Genomic DNA, 15,351 nt, shown 5'->3' with positions numbered 1-15,351 from the left:
CCACCAGGCCAGGCCTGGTGGGCCATGAAAACGAATTGGCTTTAGAGCGTCTTGGCCGCGACGGCTACGTCGACAGCTTGCATGCGCACGGCCGGCTGGGCGACGTAATGACGCGAGAAGGTCTCGACACGCTGAGCAGGCTGCAGGAGAAGAGCAACCAACCAGCTACCAGCCAGGGCGGCTACGGCCAGGAAGGGATGTCCGAGTTGCATGCTGGTGAAGCAGGCGGCGATACCGATCCAGATGAAAAGATAGTGGCGCATGACAACTTCCTCACTCGGAGTGGACTACGAGGTCAACCAGGACCTTATGTGAGCGAAGTCTCATACAAAAAACGGAACCCGTCTACAAAAATATCAAAAAGACTTGACTTTTTTTGTAAACGTCAAAATACCGATATCAATTACAACAACAACGCTTTTTTGACGAGCCAGCCGTGCGAAAAAAACGCTATTCAATCAACAGGTTGCAAGGCATCAAAGGGAGGGGCTGAGTTGAGCGCCGACTTTATGGCTCCAGCTCATTCACCCGATCTCGTAGTTCCTTGCCTGGCTTGAAGTGCGGCACGAACTTGCCATCCAGCAGGACCGATTCCCCGGTCTTGGGATTGCGTCCGGTACGAGGCGCCCGATAATGCAAGGAGAAGCTGCCGAATCCCCGGATCTCGATACGATCACCGGTGGAAAGGGCCTGGGCCATCTGTTCCAGCATGGTCTTGATCGCCAGCTCGACGTCCTTGGACGACAGCTGCCCCTGGTAGGCAACGATACGCTCGATCAACTCCGACTTGGTCATGGATTTTTCCTTCGTTATCAAGCGGCTAGATCACCTCCGAGCACTTTTAGCACGCTGGCCGATTTTTGCAAAGTCAAGCGACCGGCTTTGCCGCTCTCACCTTTTTGCTTGCCGTTACCGCCCTCCTCTTTTTCGCCAGGCAAGAAAAAGGCGACCCGGAGGTCGCCTTTTCACTCAAGCGAGAACTTAGTTCTGGCTTTCCATCTGGGCCTTGATCAGGTCACCGATGGTGGTGGGGCCGGCAGCAGGCTCTTGCTTGCTACGCAGGGAGCTCATGGCTTCCTTCTCGTCGTCGACGTCCTTGGACTTGACGGAGAGGCTGATCACGCGGCTCTTGCGATCGATGCTGATGATCTTGGCTTCGACTTCGTCGCCTTCCTTCAGCACGTTGCGAGCGTCTTCGACGCGATCACGGCTGATTTCGGACGCCTTCAGAACGCCTTCGATCTCGTTGGCCAGGGTGATGACAGCGCCCTTGGCATCGACTTCCTTGACGGTACCGCGCACGATGGTGCCTTTCTCGTTCAGGGAGGCGTAGTTGGAGAACGGATCGTCTTCCAGCTGCTTGATACCCAGGGAGATGCGCTCGCGCTCGGGATCAACGGACAGGATCACGGTGTCCAGCTCGTCACCCTTCTTGAAGCGACGCACGGCTTCTTCGCCGGTTTCGTTCCAGGAGATGTCGGACAGGTGTACCAGGCCGTCGATGCCGCCTTCCAGACCAATGAAGATACCGAAATCGGTGATCGACTTGATGGTGCCGGAGATGCGGTCGCCCTTGTTGAACTGACCCGAGAACTCTTCCCACGGGTTGGCACGGCACTGCTTGATGCCCAGGGAGATACGACGACGCTCTTCGTCGATATCCAGGACCATGACTTCCACTTCGTCGCCGACCTGAACGACCTTGGACGGGTGGATGTTCTTGTTGGTCCAATCCATTTCGGACACGTGCACCAGGCCTTCCACGCCCTCTTCCAGCTCGGCGAAGCAGCCGTAGTCAGTGAGGTTGGTGACGCGCGCCTGAACGCGGGTGCCTTCCGGGTAACGGGCCTTGATGGCGACCCACGGATCTTCGCCCAGCTGCTTCAGACCCAGGGAGACGCGGTTGCGCTCGCGGTCGAACTTCAGCACCTTGACGTCGATCTCGTCGCCGACGTTGACGATTTCCGACGGATGCTTGATGCGCTTCCAGGCCATGTCGGTGATGTGCAGCAGGCCATCGACGCCGCCCAGGTCGACGAACGCACCGTAGTCGGTGAGGTTCTTGACGATACCCTTGACTTGCTGGCCTTCCTGCAGGGATTCCAGCAGGGCTTCGCGCTCGGCGCTGTTCTCGGCTTCCAGGACGCTACGACGGGAAACGACAACGTTGTTGCGCTTCTGGTCCAGCTTGATGACCTTGAACTCGAGTTCCTTGCCTTCCAGGTGGGTGGTGTCACGCACCGGACGGACATCGACCAGGGAGCCCGGCAGGAACGCGCGGATGCCGCTGACGTCGACGGTGAAGCCGCCCTTGACCTTGCCGTTGATGACACCCTTGACCACTTCGTCGGCGCTGAACGCGGCTTCCAGGACCAGCCAGGACTCGGCGCGCTTGGCCTTTTCGCGAGACACTTTGGTTTCGCCGAAACCGTCTTCGACGGCATCCAGGGCTACGTGGACTTCGTCACCCACGTTGATGGTCAGCTCGCCTTGTTCGTTGTAGAACTGCTCGAGCGGAACCAGGCCTTCGGATTTCAGGCCGGTATCGACCACAACCCAGTCGCCATCGATCGACACCACGGTACCGGTGATGATGGCACCCGGCTGCATGTCGAGGGATTTCAGACTTTCTTCAAAGAGTTCTGCGAAGCTTTCGCTCATGTTCATACCTGTTGTATGGATACCCGATGTATCCGGCTACCGCATGACCAGCCCATGCGGGGTGAGTGGTTACCATCCGGCTGCCGGGATGCGACTGGTTCCCGGCAGCTTTCACCGACGACTCGGATGAGTCTCGGCCTTCATCCCGCCAGGTCGCGCTCGGCGGCCAGGGTCAGGATGCGTTCCAATACCTGTTGTATGGAGAGATGCGTGGAGTCCAGCTCGACGGCATCGTCGGCGGGCTTGAGCGGAGCAACGCTACGCTGACTGTCGCGGGCGTCCCGCTCACGGATCTCTTCCAGGAGGGCAGGCAAGCTAACATTTTCGCCCTTCTGCTTCAACTGAAGATAACGCCTCTGTGCCCTTTCCTCGGCACCGGCGGTCAGAAAGATCTTCAGTTCGGCGTCCGGAAAGACCACGGTGCCCATGTCGCGACCATCGGCGACCAGACCAGGGGCCTCACGGAAGGCCTGCTGGCGCTGCAGCAGCGCATCGCGCACGGCTGGCAGGGTGGCGACCTGGGAGGCGCCGGCACCGACTTCCTCGGTGCGGATGACGTCGGTGACATCCTCGCCTTCGAGGATGATGCGCTGACCGTGCTCATGGCCGGCCAGGAACTGCACGTCCAGGTGGGCCGCCAGCAGCTTGAGCGATTCCTCGTTGGTGTAGTCGACGCCGTGGTTGCGAGCGGCGAAGGCCAGCAGGCGATAGAGCGCACCGGAGTCCAGCAGATTCCAGCCGAGCTGACGGGCGACCAGCGCCGCGATGGTGCCCTTCCCCGAACCGCCGGGGCCGTCGAGGGTGATGACGGGTGCGGTACTGCTCATGAGTGCCCCTCCGTGATGGGATGATTGGCGACGACCTGGGCGCCGGCCTGGGTACGGCTGGCAAGGATGCGACCGAAATGCTCGCGCGCGCCGCGCGCATGGGTCAGCACCTCCATGAGGAACTGACCATCGCCGGCCTGGATGGCGCCACGCAGCTCGTCGAGATCGGCGCGGTAGGTGTCCAGCGCCTGCAGCACGGCTTCGCGATTGGCGATGAAGATGTCATGCCACATGGTCGGGTCGCTGCCGGCGATGCGGGTGAAGTCGCGGAAGCCACCCGCGGCGTAATGGAAGATCTCGCGGTTCTCGCTGCGCTTGGCCAGGGAGTCCACCAGGTTGAAGGCCAGCAGGTGCGGCAGATGGCTGGTGGCAGCCAGGACCTGGTCGTGATGCTCGACGGTCATGTGCTCGACATCGGCACCGATGGCGCGCCAGAGGCGGTCGACCTTGTCCAGGTCTGCCGGCAAGGTCTCTTCCAGCGGCGTGAGGATGACCTTGTGCCGATTGAACAAGGCCGCGTTGGCCGCCGTGACGCCGCTGCGCTCGGAACCGGCGATGGGATGACCCGGCACGAAACGCAGCGACTGGCCGGCGAAGGCCTGGCGCGCGGCACGCACCACGTTGCCCTTGGCGCTGCCGACATCGGTGAGGATGGCCGTGCCGAGGGGCAGCACCGCCAACTCGGCGAGCACTCGCTCCATGGCCAGGATGGGCACGGCCAACTGGATGACGTCGGCGCCCGGACAGGCGTCGGCCAGTTCGGCAACGCAGCGGTCAACCACGCCCAGCTCGACCGCCAGGCGGCGGGTCTCGGGGTCGCGATCGACCCCCACCACTTCACGACAGAGGCCGCTGGCGCGGGCACCCTTGGCGAAGGAGCCGCCGATCAGCCCCAGGCCGACGACGACGAGACGCTCGATCAGCGGGGCGGCCACCTCAGCCACGACCCAGGACCTTGGTCAGGGCCGCCAGGAAGCGGGCGTTCTCCGCCTCGGTGCCGATGGAGACGCGCAGGAAGGTCGGCATGCCATAGCCGGCGACGGGACGCACGATGACGCCCTCTTGCAGCAGACCCAGGTTGATCGGCGCGGCATCGCGGCCCAGATCGACGGCGATGAAGTTACCGCGCGAGGGAATCCACTGCAGGTCCAGTTTGCGGAAACCGGCTTCCAGTTGGGCCATGCCAGCGTCGTTCAAGGCGCGGCTGCGGGCCAGGTAGTCGCTGTCGGCCAGCGCGGCGCAGGCAGCGGCCTGGGCCAGGCTGTTGACGTTGAACGGCTGGCGCACCCGGTTGAGCACATCGGCCACGGTCGGCGAGGAGAAGGCGTAGCCCACCCGCAGGGCGGCCAGGCCGTAGGCCTTGGAGAAGGTCCGCGAGACGATCAGGTTCGGGTACTGCGCGAGGAAGGCCAGGCCGTCCGGCAGTTCATCGCCCTCGGCGTATTCGATGTAGGCCTCGTCCAGCACCACCAGGACGTGTTCAGGGACGCGGGCAAGGAAGCGCGCCAGGGCGTCGCTGTCGAACCAGGTGCCGGTAGGGTTGTTGGGGTTGGCGACGAAGACCACCCGAGTATTGGCATCGATGGCGGCGAGCATGGCGTCGAGGTCATGGCCATAGGCCTTGGCCGGGACGCTACGGCCCTCGGCCCCGATGGCCAGGGTCACCAGCGGGTAGACGGCGAAGGCATGCTCGCTGAACACGGCATTGTAGCCCGGCGCCAGGTAGGCACGGGCGACCAGTTCGAGGATGTCGTTGGAGCCGTTGCCCAGGGTGATGCCGCTGGGCGCCACGCCGAATCTCTGGCTCAGGGCCTGCTTGAGATCGAAGGCGTTGCCATCGGGATAGCGGGTCAGTTCGGCCAGCTCGGCGCGGATGGCCTCGAGCGCCTTGGCGCTCGGGCCGAGGGGGTTCTCGTTGCTGGCGAGCTTGACGATGCTCGCCGGTGCGATACCCAGTTCGCGGGCCAGTTCATCGACGGGCTTGCCGGGCACGTAGGGCGAGAGTTTCTGTACGCCGGGAAGGGCTTGTGCCAGGAAATCGCAGCTCATGGAAACCTCTTCAACTTGCGATGACGACAGCCGTGGCCGTCGAAAATGGGCGCCATCTTAAAGCCAAGGCGGGTCGCGGACCAATCGAAGTTGCGCTGGCGCGACGGAAAGCCCCTAGCTGATAGCGCTGTAGCGACCGGGGCGATGGTTGATCGCCAGGGTCAGATTGAGGATGACGGCACCGAGGATGGAGGTGAGGATGGCGCCCGGCGCGACGACGAACAGCGCCAGCAGGACGATCAGGCAATCGATGCCCATCTGCACCTTGCCCGCGCGCCAGCCATAGCGATGCTGCAGATAGAGCACGGCGATGTTGATACCGCCGAGACTGGCCTTATGCCGGAACAGGATCAACAGCCCTACCCCCATGAGCACACCGCCGAGGATTGCCGCATAGAGTGGCTGCAGGATCGTGAAGCCGATGAAGCGCGGCGTCAGCTCGGTAAGCACCGATACCAGACTCACCGCCGCCAGGGTGCGTAGGGTGAAGGCCCAGCCCATCCGCCGCACGGCCAGCCAGTAGAACGGCAGGTTGATGAGGAAGAACGCCTGGCCGAAGGACAGCCGCGTGCCGTATTGGGCGAGAAAGGCCAGCCCGGCGGTACCGCCGGTGAGCAGCCCGGCATGCCGATAGAGATTGACCGCCAGGGCGATCATCAGGGTCGCACTGAGCAAGGCCAGCACGTCTTCGAGCAGATTGTGCCGCTGGAGAGTCACGGAGGTCATGGGGCCATCCTGGCGTGAGAGAGAAGCCGACCCCGACGTCGGGGTCGGCCGAGAGGCGATCAGCCGAGTTCGGCCAACAGCTTCTCCCACTCCTTGGTTTCCTTCTTGGAAGGCGCGCCCAGCAGTTCGACCGCCTGACGCAGACGGAAGCGGGTGAGATCCGGACCGAGGATCTCCATGGCGTCCAGCACCGAGACCGAGCTGGCCTGGCCGGTGATGGCGGCGAACAGCAGCGGCATGACATCACGCAGCTTGAGTTGCTGATGCTCGGCAACGGTCTGGATCACCGCGGTGATGCGTTCCTTGTCCCACGTCCGCAGGGCTTCTAGCTTCCACAGCAGCAATTGCATGACCAGCCGCACCTGGTCGGCGGACAGCTTCTTGTGCTGGAACAGGGCCGGGTCCAGATTCAGGGCGCCGCTGAAGAAGAAACCGGCCAGCGGGGCGATCTGGCTGAAGGTCTCGACCCGCTGCTGCACCAGCGGGGCGATCTTGAGCAGGTACTCGGGATTGAGCGCCCACTGCTGCACCTCGGCGGCGAAGCGCTCGGGGCTCAGCTCGCGCAGCCACTGGCCGTTGAGCCAGGACAGTTTCTCGACGTCGAATATAGGGCCGCCCAGGGACACGCGCTGCAGGTCGAAATGCTCGACCATCTCGTCCAAGGTGAATTTCTCGCGCTCGTCGGGCATGGACCAGCCCATGCGGCCGAGGTAGTTGAGCATGGCCTCGGGCAGGTAGCCCATGCGCTGATAGAAGGTCACCGAGGTGGGATTCTTGCGCTTGGAGAGCTTGCTCTTGTCCGGGTTGCGCAGCAGCGGCATGTAGCAGAGCTGCGGCTGCTCCCAGCCGAAGTATTCGTAAAGCTTGATCAGCTTGGGCGCCGAGGGCAGCCACTCTTCGCCACGCAGGACATGGGTGATGCCCATCAGGTGGTCGTCGACCACGTTGGCGAGGAAGTAGGTGGGCAGGCCGTCAGCCTTCATCAGCACCTGCATGTCCATGCGATCCCAGGGGATCTCGACATCGCCGCGCAGCAGGTCGGGGACAACGCAGACGCCCTCCTCCGGCACCTTCATGCGGATGACATAGGGCTGGCCGGCGTCCAGGCGCTGCTGCACCTCTTCCTTCGACAGGCGCAGGCCACGACCGTCGTAGCGCGGGGTCTCGCCGCGCGCCTGCTGTTCGGCACGCATCTGGTCGAGCTCTTCCGGGGTGGCGAAGCAGTAGAAGGCATGGCCCTTCTCCACCAGCTCGCGGGCGTACTTCCAATAGATCTCGCCGCGTTCGCTCTGCCGATAGGGACCATGGGGGCCACCGACGTCTGGACCCTCGTCCCATTCGATGCCCAGCCAACGCAGGGCGTCATAGATCTGCTGTTCGGATTCGCGAGTCGAGCGGACCTGGTCGGTATCCTCGATGCGCAGGATGAACTGACCGCCGTGCTGGCGGGCGAAGCAGAGATTGAACAGGGCGATATAGGCGGTACCGACATGCGGGTCGCCGGTGGGCGACGGCGCGATGCGCGTGCGAACGGTGGTCATCGGCTTTCTCGAAAAACGCGAAGGGACAAAGGCGGAATGGTAGCAGCGCCAGCCCTGGCGCTGCCAGTTGGAGCGGATTTAGACCTGAACCAGACGCTCGCGCAAGGCCTGGATCTCGTCACGCAGCTGGGCGGCGGACTCGAACTGCAGGTCGCGCGCCAGTTGCAGCATCTTCTCCTCGAGCTGACGGATACGCTTGCCGATTTCGCTGGGCGAGCGCAGCTCGGCGGCATATTCGCCCTGGTCCTCGGCGACCTTGGCCACTCGGCGCTTGCCCTTGGCACCCGGTGCCGCGGCGCCTTCCATGATGTCGCGGATGTCCTTCTTGATGCCCTGGGGCACGATGCCGTGCTCTGCGTTAAAGGCCAGCTGCTTGTTGCGCCGGCGCTCGGTCTCGTCGATGGCGCGCTGCATGGAGCCGGTGATGCTGTCGGCGTAGAGGATGGCCTTGCCGTTGAGGTTACGCGCCGCCCGGCCGATGGTCTGGATCAGCGAGCGTTCGGAGCGCAGGAAGCCTTCCTTGTCGGCGTCGAGCACCGCCACCAGGGACACCTCGGGCATGTCCAGGCCCTCACGCAAGAGGTTGATGCCCACCAGGACGTCGAAGGTGCCCAGGCGCAGGTCGCGGATGATCTCCACCCGCTCCACGGTATCGATGTCCGAGTGCAAATAGCGCACCCGCACGTCGTGGTCGGCCAGGTAGTCGGTGAGGTCCTCGGCCATGCGCTTGGTCAGGGTGGTGCAGAGTACCCGCTCCTCCTGGGCCACGCGCAGGCGGATTTCGGAAAGCAGGTCGTCCACCTGGGTGGTGGCCGGACGGATCTCGATGATCGGGTCGACCAGGCCGGTGGGACGCACCACCTGTTCGATGACGCGCCCGGCGTGTTCTTCCTCGTAGGGTCCCGGAGTGGCCGAGACGAAGATGGTCTGGGGCGCCCCGGCTTCCCACTCCTCGAACTTCAGCGGCCGGTTGTCCAACGCCGAGGGCAGGCGGAAGCCGTACTCCACCAAGGTTTCCTTGCGCGAACGGTCGCCCTTGAACATAGCGCCAATCTGCGGAACGGTGACGTGGGATTCGTCGATCACCAACAGGGCGTTGCTCGGCAGGTAGTCGTAGAGGGTCGGCGGCGGCTCGCCCGGACCACGCCCGGACAGGTAGCGGCTGTAGTTCTCGATGCCGTTGCAGTAGCCCAGTTCGAGGATCATCTCCAGGTCGAAGCGGGTGCGCTGCTCCAGGCGCTGGGCTTCCAGCAGACGATTCTGGCTGCGCAACCATTCAAGGCGATCGGCCAGCTCCAGCTTGATGTTCTCGATGGCGCCCAGCAGGGTCTCGCGCGGCGTGGCGTAGTGGGTCTTGGGATAGAAGGTGAAGCGCGGCAGCTTGCGGATCACCTCACCGGTGAGGGGATCGAAGGCCGACAGGCTTTCCACCTCATCGTCGAACAATTCGACGCGCACGGCTTCCAGATCCGATTCCGCCGGGAAGATGTCGATGACGTCGCCGCGTACCCGGAAGGTAGCGCGGGCGAATTCCATGTCGTTGCGGCTGTATTGCAGCTCGGCCAGCCGGCGCAGGATGGTGCGCTGGTCGATGCGATCACCGCGATCCAGGTGCAGCACCATCTTCAGGTAGGCCTCGGGACTGCCCAGGCCATAGATGGAGGACACCGAGGCGACGATGATGGCGTCCTTGCGCTCCAGCAGCGCCTTGGTGGCGGACAGGCGCATCTGCTCGATGTGGTCGTTGATGGACGAATCCTTCTCGATGAAGGTGTCCGACGAGGGCACATAGGCTTCCGGCTGGTAGTAGTCGTAGTAGGAAACGAAGTACTCCACCGAGTTGTTCGGGAAGAAGGCCTTGAATTCGCCGTAGAGTTGGGCGGCCAGGGTCTTGTTCGGCGCCAGCACCATGGTCGGGCGCTGCACCTTGGCGATGACGTTGGCGATGCTGAAGGTCTTGCCCGAGCCGGTCACGCCGAGCAGGGTCTGGTGCGACAGGCCCGCCTCCAGGCCTTCCACCATCTGGCGAATGGCTTCGGGCTGGTCGCCGGCCGGGGTATAGCGGGTGGAGAGCTGGAATGCGGACATGGCTGCCTCAGTAGCACAGGAATGCAGGAACGTCATCGCCGCGACGGGGGCGTCGAGGCAAAGCGAGCGAGGGAAATGCTGGAACGCCCTAGATGAGGCCGCAAGCCTCTCTTTGCAATCTTCCGCTACCGCCACACGTCAGGAAATCCTCGACTGAGGTTGGGTCGCGATGGCGGTTGCAGGGGGCTATACTGCTGGCTCCAGGCGTTCCGCCCTTCCCTTCACCCCTCATTCGAGCCCCTGCCCCATGAGTTTGTTCTCCGCCGTCGAAATGGCACCCCGCGACCCCATCCTTGGCCTGAACGAGGCCTACAACGCCGATGCCCGTCCGCACAAGGTCAATCTGGGCGTGGGGGTCTACTACGACGAGCAGGGCCGCATCCCGCTGTTGCGCGCCGTGGCCGAGGCCGAGAAGCAGCGCGTGGCCGCCCAGGCGCCGCGTGGCTACCTGCCCATCGAGGGTATCGCTGCCTATGACCAGGCCGTGCAGCACCTGCTGTTCGGTGCCGAATCGAGTCTGGTCCGCGACGGTCGCGCTATTACCGTCCAGGCCGTCGGTGGCACCGGTGCCCTGAAGATCGGTGCCGACTTCCTCAAGCGCCTGCTGCCCGATGCCGTGGTCGCCATCAGCGATCCGAGCTGGGAAAACCACCGCGCCCTGTTCGAAGGCGCCGGCTTCCCGGTACAGACCTACCGCTACTACGACGCCGCCAGCAACGGCCTGAATCGCGAAGGCTTCCTGGCCGACCTCAAGGCGCTGCCGGAGCGTTCGGTGGTGGTACTGCATGCCTGCTGCCACAACCCCACCGGGGTGGACCTGCAGCCAACCGATTGGCAGGCGGTGCTGGAGGTGGTCAAGGCGCGTAACCTGGTGCCTTTCCTCGACATCGCCTACCAGGGCTTCGGCGACGGCATAGAGGAAGACGCCCAGGCCGTGCGCCTGTTCGCCGATTCCGGCCTGACCTTCCTGGTCTCCAGCTCCTTCTCCAAATCCTTCTCGCTGTATGGCGAGCGGGTCGGTGCCCTGACCCTGGTCAGCGAGAGCCGCGAGGAAAGTGCGCGGGTGCTGTCGCAGGTGAAGCGGGTGATCCGCACCAACTATTCCAACCCGCCGACCCATGGCGCCACCATCGTCGCCACCGTGCTGAGCAACCCCGAGCTGCGCGCCCTCTGGGAAGCCGAACTGGGCGAGATGCGCCAGCGCATCCGCACCATGCGCAACGCCCTGGTGGAAGGCCTGGCCGCTGCTGGCGCCACCCGCGACTTCGCCTTCGTCAACGCCCAGCGTGGCATGTTCTCCTACTCCGGCCTCACCGCCGAGCAGGTGGAGCGGCTGAAGACCGATTTCGGCATCTACGCCGTGAGTACCGGCCGTATCTGCGTGGCGGCCCTGAACGGCCACAATCTGCAGCCGACCATTCAGGCCATCGCTGCGGTCCTCAAGGGCTGATGGCGCCCTCCTCGGCGGTGCCTTTTTCCGGTGCCGTCGAGGCTTGACTTCCTGTTAGTTATCAGTAAGATGCGCTCCGTTGTTCCGCGATAGCTCAGTCGGTAGAGCAAATGACTGTTAATCATTGGGTCCCTGGTTCGAGTCCAGGTCGCGGAGCCAAAATCTGAAAAAGCCCGTAGCGGGTTACCCGCTACGGGCTTTTTGCTTTGGGTCGCCGAAGGTTTCCTTGTCCGCAGTGTGGCCCGCACTCAGGCGTAGCGTCGCTGTCCGACCGGCACAGGACAACGCTCTAGCAGCGTCTGCAGATCCCAAGGTTTGGGCAGGAACACGGCCTGAACGGCGCAGGCTGGTTGCTCGTCGTAATAGCCAGAGGTGATGACAATGGGCAGGTCCGCCTGCCAACGGCGCGCCTGCAGTGCCAAGTCGATGCCACTGAGCACGCCGGGCATCCTGACGTCGGTGAAGAGCAGGTCCAGTTGCGGGCGGGCGTCGCGCATGAAGCTGCAGGCTGCATCGGCGCTTTGGAAGGCGTACACCTCGCAGCCCCAATCCTCGAACAACTCCTGCAGCAGCCCCAGCAGAACAGGCTCGTCTTCGGCGACCAGCACACGCGGGCGATTCATGGGGCAGGTCCTGTCTCGGTGAAGGCAAGAGGTTCGACCGTACCGCCGCCGCGCCCTCCCACCCTGTACGACGAAGCGTACCCTTTGTACAAGAAATGCCCGAATCAGAGCGGTCGTTGGTGGCGCTCAGCCAATTGAGTCCAATAGTTGTACAGTTCGTCGCCGTCGGCTCCGATAAAGATGCCATTGGCTCTCCGACCAGCGCCAGCGGAACGGCTTTGCGTTAGACTCCGGCGGCCTTCCATCTTGCAGGTTAGAGCCTTGAAGCCGTCGCCTAGCCGTGCCTGGATCAGCGATTTGAGCAGTGCGATCAGAGCCCGGCAGAAGCTCGCCTACGGACTGGCCATCCTGGCGTTCGCGCTGGCACTGGCGGCGCGGTTCGCCCTGGTGGATATCCTGGCGCAAGGCTTTCCCTATCTGACCTTCTTTCCCGCCGTCATTCTCACCGCCTTCTTCTGCGGTACCGGCCCCGGCATTCTTTGCGCCCTGCTGTCCGGGCTGGCCGCCTGGTACTTCTTCATCCCGCTCCAATGGTCCTTCACGATCAATGGTCAGGGGGCGCTGGCGCTGGCCTTCTACGTGGTCATCGTCAGCGTGGACATCGCCCTGATCCACTACATGCACACGGCGAGCGCCCGGCTGCGTGCCGAACAGCAGGTGATCCACGGTCTCTACAGCCAGCAGAACACCATGTTCCAGGAGCTGCAGCACCGGGTCGCCAACAACATCCAGTTCATCGCATCGCTATTGATGCTGCAGCAACTCAAGCTGCCCGATGACAGCGAGGCCTCCCGAGCGCTGGAAGAGGCCCGCTCTCGGCTGGAAAGCATCTCGCGCATCCATCGGCGCCTGCACGATCCAGCCGACGCCGACCAGCCGGTGGCCCATCACCTGCATCTGCTGACCAGCGACCTGCTGGAGGCCACGGGGCTCAGCCAGGTGTCCTGCACCATCAGCGCCGAACCGCTGAACTTCGATCTGTCGCGCCTGACGACCCTGTCGATGCTGGTCGCCGAGGTGGTGACCAATTCGCTCAAGCACGCCTTCGAGGGCGAGCAGCGCGGCTTGATCAGCATCAGCCTGCAGCGTCTCGACGCCCAGCGGCTGTTGCTGCGCATCGCCGACAACGGCAAGGGCATGCCGCGGCATTTCAATCCGCGAACCAGTCAGCGCCTGGGGTTCAGGATCATCAATGGCCTGGCCGAGCAGCTCGGCGGCGAGGCGCTCTACAGCAACGACAATGGCACGGTGATCGAGGTGGAATTCGCCGCCTAGGGCAGTGCTGGCAAGGCTCACCCGAACGAGCTAAAACCCTATACAATGCGCGGCTTTTCCACCCAGGTGCCTCGCCATGACCGCTCTTCCCCCCTGCCCCCAATGCGCTTCCGAATACACCTATGCGGACGGCAGCCAGCTGATCTGTCCGGAATGCGCCCATGAATGGACGCCGGGTGAAGCGAGCGCCGCCGACGAGGCGAAGGTGATCCGCGATGCCGTCGGCAACACCCTGCAGGATGGCGACACGGTCAGCGTGATCAAGGACCTCAAGGTCAAGGGCTCGTCCCTGGTGGTCAAGGTAGGTACCAAGGTGAAGAACATCCGCCTGGTCGACGGCGACCACGACATCGATTGCAAGATCGATGGCATAGGTGCGATGAAGCTCAAATCCGAGTTCGTCAAGAAGGTCTGATCGTCGTGGCGGGGTGTTCCCTCGCGGAGCGATGGCCTACCCTTGGCGTCTTTCCCTCCTGCCAAGGACTTTCCATGTCTCATCGGTTCCTCCGCCCGGCCCTGTTCCTCGCGCCCCTGCTGCTCGCCGGCCAGGCCTTCGCCCAGTCGGCGCCGCCCGCGCAGCAGGAGCCGCAGCCCTCGGTCACGGAAAAGTACGGCGACTGGCAGGTGATCTGCCGCATCGCCCGTAACGGAGAGCGCTCGGCGCAGCTGTGCTCCATCACCCAGCAGAAGGACAGCGCCAAGGGCCAGCGGATGCTGGTCACCGAGCTGCGGCCCAATCGCGAAGGCGTGGACGGTATCCTGGTGCTGCCCTTCGGCGTGGCGGTGACCAAGCCGATCTCGCTGCAAGTCGACAAGCGCAGCCTGGAGAGTCGTCCTTTCCACACCTGCATTCCTCAAGGCTGCGTGGTGCCGGTGGAGTTCGTCGGTGACGCCTTCAAGCAGATGCAGCGCGGCAGCCGCCTGACCGTGACCACTCCGGTGGCCAACGGCGAGACCGCCAGCGAGAGCCTGTCGCTCAAGGGTTTTTCCAAGGCCTACGACAGAGCCAAGGAACTGACCAAGCCGCTGTAGGGGCCGCTAGCCGGGCAAGTGGGCTTCCGGCCGCTGCGCCGTGCCGCTTTCCGCGGCACGCTCGACGGCGGCGACCAGCGCCAGGGTACGGGCCGCATCCTCGGCACTGACCAAGGGGCCCTGCTCTCCCCGTGCGACGCATACGAAATGCTCCAGTTGCAGCCGCAGGGCCTCGTCCCTGGCCGGCGCCTGGACCTGGGCGTCGAGGGGCTGATGCCAGCCAGCGCCGCGTTTGGCATAGCGCCAGAGGCGGAGCTGCGGCACGCTCAGGGCACCCTCGGTACCGGCGAACAGGTAGCACGGCTGGTCGGGCTGGTGCGGATAGACCGGATTCTCGCCGCTGGTGAGCTCCCAGCTCCAGGGCGCCGCCACGCCGTCGCTGGCGGTCAGGCTGCCCAGGGCGCCACTCTCGAATTGCAGATTGATCGCCGCGCTGTCGGCATTAGCGTAGCCACGCAGGGTATTGTCGGTGAAGGCCTGGACCTTTCGCACCTCGCCGCAGAGATGGCGGAGCAGGTCGAGGTCATGGATCAGGTTGGTGAGCAGCATCCCCGCCCCGGCTTCCCGGCGCCAGGCACTCTCGAAGTAGCTCTCCGGCTTCTGCAGTTGCCACAGCGCGGTGACGGTGACCAGGCGGCCGATGGCGCCCTGGCGCAGCAGCTCGCGGACCCGCGCGATCAGCGGATTGTGGCGACGATGGTGACCTACCAGCAAGGGTACCTGCAGGTTACGCTGGGCTTGCAGCAGCTGAGCCACCTCTGCCGGCGTGGTCCCCATGGGCTTTTCCAGCAGCACCGGGATGCCGAGGGCCAGGCAATCGAGCGCGGTCGCGACGTGCAGGGCATTGGGATTGGCGACGATCACCGCGTCGGGGCGCACGCTTTGGAGCAGTTGGCGATGATCGCTGAAATGCGGCACAGCCCATTGCGCGGCCAATTCGGCCGTTGACGGATCGGGATCGGCCAGGGCGCACAGCTGGGCGCTGGAAAGGTGCTGCAGATGGTGCAGGTGCTGGCGCCCCATGTTGCCGGCACCGATGAGGGCGATGCGCAAGGCAGCGACCATGGAAGAACCCCTTG

At 64.0% G+C, this 15,351-nt stretch carries 14 protein-coding genes, 1 tRNA gene and 1 pseudogene; 5 read left to right on the top strand and 11 right to left on the bottom strand.

Going from position 1 to position 15,351, the window contains the following annotated elements:
* Nucleotides 1-41: 41 nt before the first annotated feature.
* The 9 genes and pseudogenes from QZ471_RS01790 to uvrB all read right to left on the bottom strand — a co-directional run bounded on the left by QZ471_RS01790 (nucleotide 42) and on the right by uvrB (nucleotide 9,892).
* Nucleotides 42-263: a hypothetical protein gene (locus tag QZ471_RS01790; RefSeq protein WP_295460609.1), complete on the bottom strand. Its 222-nt coding sequence runs from the start codon at nucleotides 261-263 to the stop codon at nucleotides 42-44.
* 244 nt (nucleotides 264-507) lie between these two features.
* Nucleotides 508-795 (bottom strand): integration host factor subunit beta, encoded by a 288-nt coding sequence (ihfB, locus tag QZ471_RS01785; RefSeq protein WP_059226840.1) that lies wholly within the window; start codon nucleotides 793-795, stop codon nucleotides 508-510.
* Between the two features lie 186 nt (nucleotides 796-981).
* A complete protein-coding gene (gene rpsA, locus QZ471_RS01780) occupies nucleotides 982-2,661 on the bottom strand; it encodes a 30S ribosomal protein S1 (RefSeq protein ID WP_059227970.1) in 1,680 nt (559 codons plus the stop codon).
* Between the two features lie 140 nt (nucleotides 2,662-2,801).
* The gene (cmk, locus tag QZ471_RS01775) at nucleotides 2,802-3,488 is read right to left on the bottom strand and encodes a (d)CMP kinase (protein WP_295460607.1); all 687 of its coding nucleotides are present in this window, start codon (nucleotides 3,486-3,488) and stop codon (nucleotides 2,802-2,804) included.
* 53 nt (nucleotides 3,489-3,541) lie between these two features.
* Nucleotides 3,542-4,411 (bottom strand): annotated as a pseudogene (locus QZ471_RS01770) (prephenate dehydrogenase/arogenate dehydrogenase family protein); the annotation flags it as partial.
* Between the two features lie 13 nt (nucleotides 4,412-4,424).
* A complete protein-coding gene (gene hisC, locus QZ471_RS01765; protein WP_295460606.1) occupies nucleotides 4,425-5,537 on the bottom strand; it encodes a histidinol-phosphate transaminase in 1,113 nt (370 codons plus the stop codon).
* Nucleotides 5,538-5,651: 114 nt separating this feature from the next.
* The gene (locus QZ471_RS01760) at nucleotides 5,652-6,263 is read right to left on the bottom strand and encodes a YitT family protein (RefSeq protein ID WP_295460605.1); all 612 of its coding nucleotides are present in this window, start codon (nucleotides 6,261-6,263) and stop codon (nucleotides 5,652-5,654) included.
* 59 nt (nucleotides 6,264-6,322) lie between these two features.
* Nucleotides 6,323-7,804: a glutamate--tRNA ligase gene (gene gltX, locus QZ471_RS01755; protein ID WP_295460604.1), complete on the bottom strand. Its 1,482-nt coding sequence runs from the start codon at nucleotides 7,802-7,804 to the stop codon at nucleotides 6,323-6,325.
* A 78-nt stretch (nucleotides 7,805-7,882) separates the two neighbouring features.
* Nucleotides 7,883-9,892 carry an excinuclease ABC subunit UvrB gene (uvrB, locus tag QZ471_RS01750; protein ID WP_295460603.1) on the bottom strand — a complete coding sequence of 670 codons (2,010 nt, stop codon included), beginning with the start codon at nucleotides 9,890-9,892 and terminating at the stop codon, nucleotides 7,883-7,885.
* Between the two features lie 247 nt (nucleotides 9,893-10,139).
* Here uvrB and QZ471_RS01745 point away from each other — a divergent pair, with 247 nt between their 5' ends.
* Nucleotides 10,140-11,342 carry an amino acid aminotransferase gene (locus QZ471_RS01745; RefSeq protein ID WP_295460601.1) on the top strand — a complete coding sequence of 401 codons (1,203 nt, stop codon included), beginning with the start codon at nucleotides 10,140-10,142 and terminating at the stop codon, nucleotides 11,340-11,342.
* An 83-nt stretch (nucleotides 11,343-11,425) separates the two neighbouring features.
* Nucleotides 11,426-11,501, top strand: a tRNA-Asn gene (locus QZ471_RS01740).
* An 89-nt stretch (nucleotides 11,502-11,590) separates the two neighbouring features.
* Here the strand turns inward: QZ471_RS01740 and QZ471_RS01735 are convergent.
* Nucleotides 11,591-11,965 carry a response regulator gene (locus QZ471_RS01735; protein WP_295460600.1) on the bottom strand — a complete coding sequence of 125 codons (375 nt, stop codon included), beginning with the start codon at nucleotides 11,963-11,965 and terminating at the stop codon, nucleotides 11,591-11,593.
* Between the two features lie 297 nt (nucleotides 11,966-12,262).
* Here QZ471_RS01735 and QZ471_RS01730 point away from each other — a divergent pair, with 297 nt between their 5' ends.
* The 3 genes from QZ471_RS01730 to QZ471_RS01720 all read left to right on the top strand — a co-directional run bounded on the left by QZ471_RS01730 (nucleotide 12,263) and on the right by QZ471_RS01720 (nucleotide 14,272).
* Nucleotides 12,263-13,240, top strand: a complete 978-nt coding sequence (locus QZ471_RS01730) for a DUF4118 domain-containing protein (RefSeq protein ID WP_295460599.1) — start codon at nucleotides 12,263-12,265, stop codon at nucleotides 13,238-13,240.
* Between the two features lie 76 nt (nucleotides 13,241-13,316).
* Nucleotides 13,317-13,655, top strand: a complete 339-nt coding sequence (locus tag QZ471_RS01725) for a zinc ribbon domain-containing protein YjdM (RefSeq protein ID WP_295460598.1) — start codon at nucleotides 13,317-13,319, stop codon at nucleotides 13,653-13,655.
* A gap of 74 nt (nucleotides 13,656-13,729) precedes the next feature.
* On the top strand, nucleotides 13,730-14,272 hold the full coding sequence (locus tag QZ471_RS01720) for an invasion associated locus B family protein (RefSeq protein WP_059226830.1): 543 nt from the start codon (nucleotides 13,730-13,732) through the stop codon (nucleotides 14,270-14,272).
* Nucleotides 14,273-14,278: 6 nt separating this feature from the next.
* On the opposite strand, the gene QZ471_RS01715 is transcribed toward QZ471_RS01720, so the two are convergent.
* The gene (locus QZ471_RS01715) at nucleotides 14,279-15,337 is read right to left on the bottom strand and encodes a Gfo/Idh/MocA family oxidoreductase (protein ID WP_295460597.1); all 1,059 of its coding nucleotides are present in this window, start codon (nucleotides 15,335-15,337) and stop codon (nucleotides 14,279-14,281) included.
* Between the last annotated feature and the right edge of the window lie 14 nt (nucleotides 15,338-15,351).

This window comes from uncultured Pseudomonas sp., from assembly GCF_913774235.1.
Taxonomy (GTDB): domain Bacteria; phylum Pseudomonadota; class Gammaproteobacteria; order Pseudomonadales; family Pseudomonadaceae; genus Chryseomonas.
This window is presented reverse-complemented; position numbering and strand designations above follow the sequence as displayed.

Excerpts from the sequence above, each read along its gene's own strand:
- QZ471_RS01790 (WP_295460609.1), bottom strand. The coding sequence starts at position 263 with ATGCGCCACTATCTTTTCATCTGGATCGGTATCGCCGCCTGCTTCACC.
- ihfB (WP_059226840.1), bottom strand. The coding sequence starts at position 795 with ATGACCAAGTCGGAGTTGATCGAGCGTATCGTTGCCTACCAGGGGCAG.
- rpsA (WP_059227970.1), bottom strand. The coding sequence starts at position 2,661 with ATGAGCGAAAGCTTCGCAGAACTCTTTGAAGAAAGTCTGAAATCCCTC.
- cmk (WP_295460607.1), bottom strand. The coding sequence starts at position 3,488 with ATGAGCAGTACCGCACCCGTCATCACCCTCGACGGCCCCGGCGGTTCG.
- hisC (WP_295460606.1), bottom strand. The coding sequence starts at position 5,537 with ATGAGCTGCGATTTCCTGGCACAAGCCCTTCCCGGCGTACAGAAACTC.
- QZ471_RS01760 (WP_295460605.1), bottom strand. The coding sequence starts at position 6,263 with ATGACCTCCGTGACTCTCCAGCGGCACAATCTGCTCGAAGACGTGCTG.
- gltX (WP_295460604.1), bottom strand. The coding sequence starts at position 7,804 with ATGACCACCGTTCGCACGCGCATCGCGCCGTCGCCCACCGGCGACCCG.
- uvrB (WP_295460603.1), bottom strand. The coding sequence starts at position 9,892 with ATGTCCGCATTCCAGCTCTCCACCCGCTATACCCCGGCCGGCGACCAG.
- QZ471_RS01745 (WP_295460601.1), top strand. The coding sequence starts at position 10,140 with ATGAGTTTGTTCTCCGCCGTCGAAATGGCACCCCGCGACCCCATCCTT.
- QZ471_RS01735 (WP_295460600.1), bottom strand. The coding sequence starts at position 11,965 with ATGAATCGCCCGCGTGTGCTGGTCGCCGAAGACGAGCCTGTTCTGCTG.
- QZ471_RS01725 (WP_295460598.1), top strand. The coding sequence starts at position 13,317 with ATGACCGCTCTTCCCCCCTGCCCCCAATGCGCTTCCGAATACACCTAT.
- QZ471_RS01720 (WP_059226830.1), top strand. The coding sequence starts at position 13,730 with ATGTCTCATCGGTTCCTCCGCCCGGCCCTGTTCCTCGCGCCCCTGCTG.
- QZ471_RS01715 (WP_295460597.1), bottom strand. The coding sequence starts at position 15,337 with ATGGTCGCTGCCTTGCGCATCGCCCTCATCGGTGCCGGCAACATGGGG.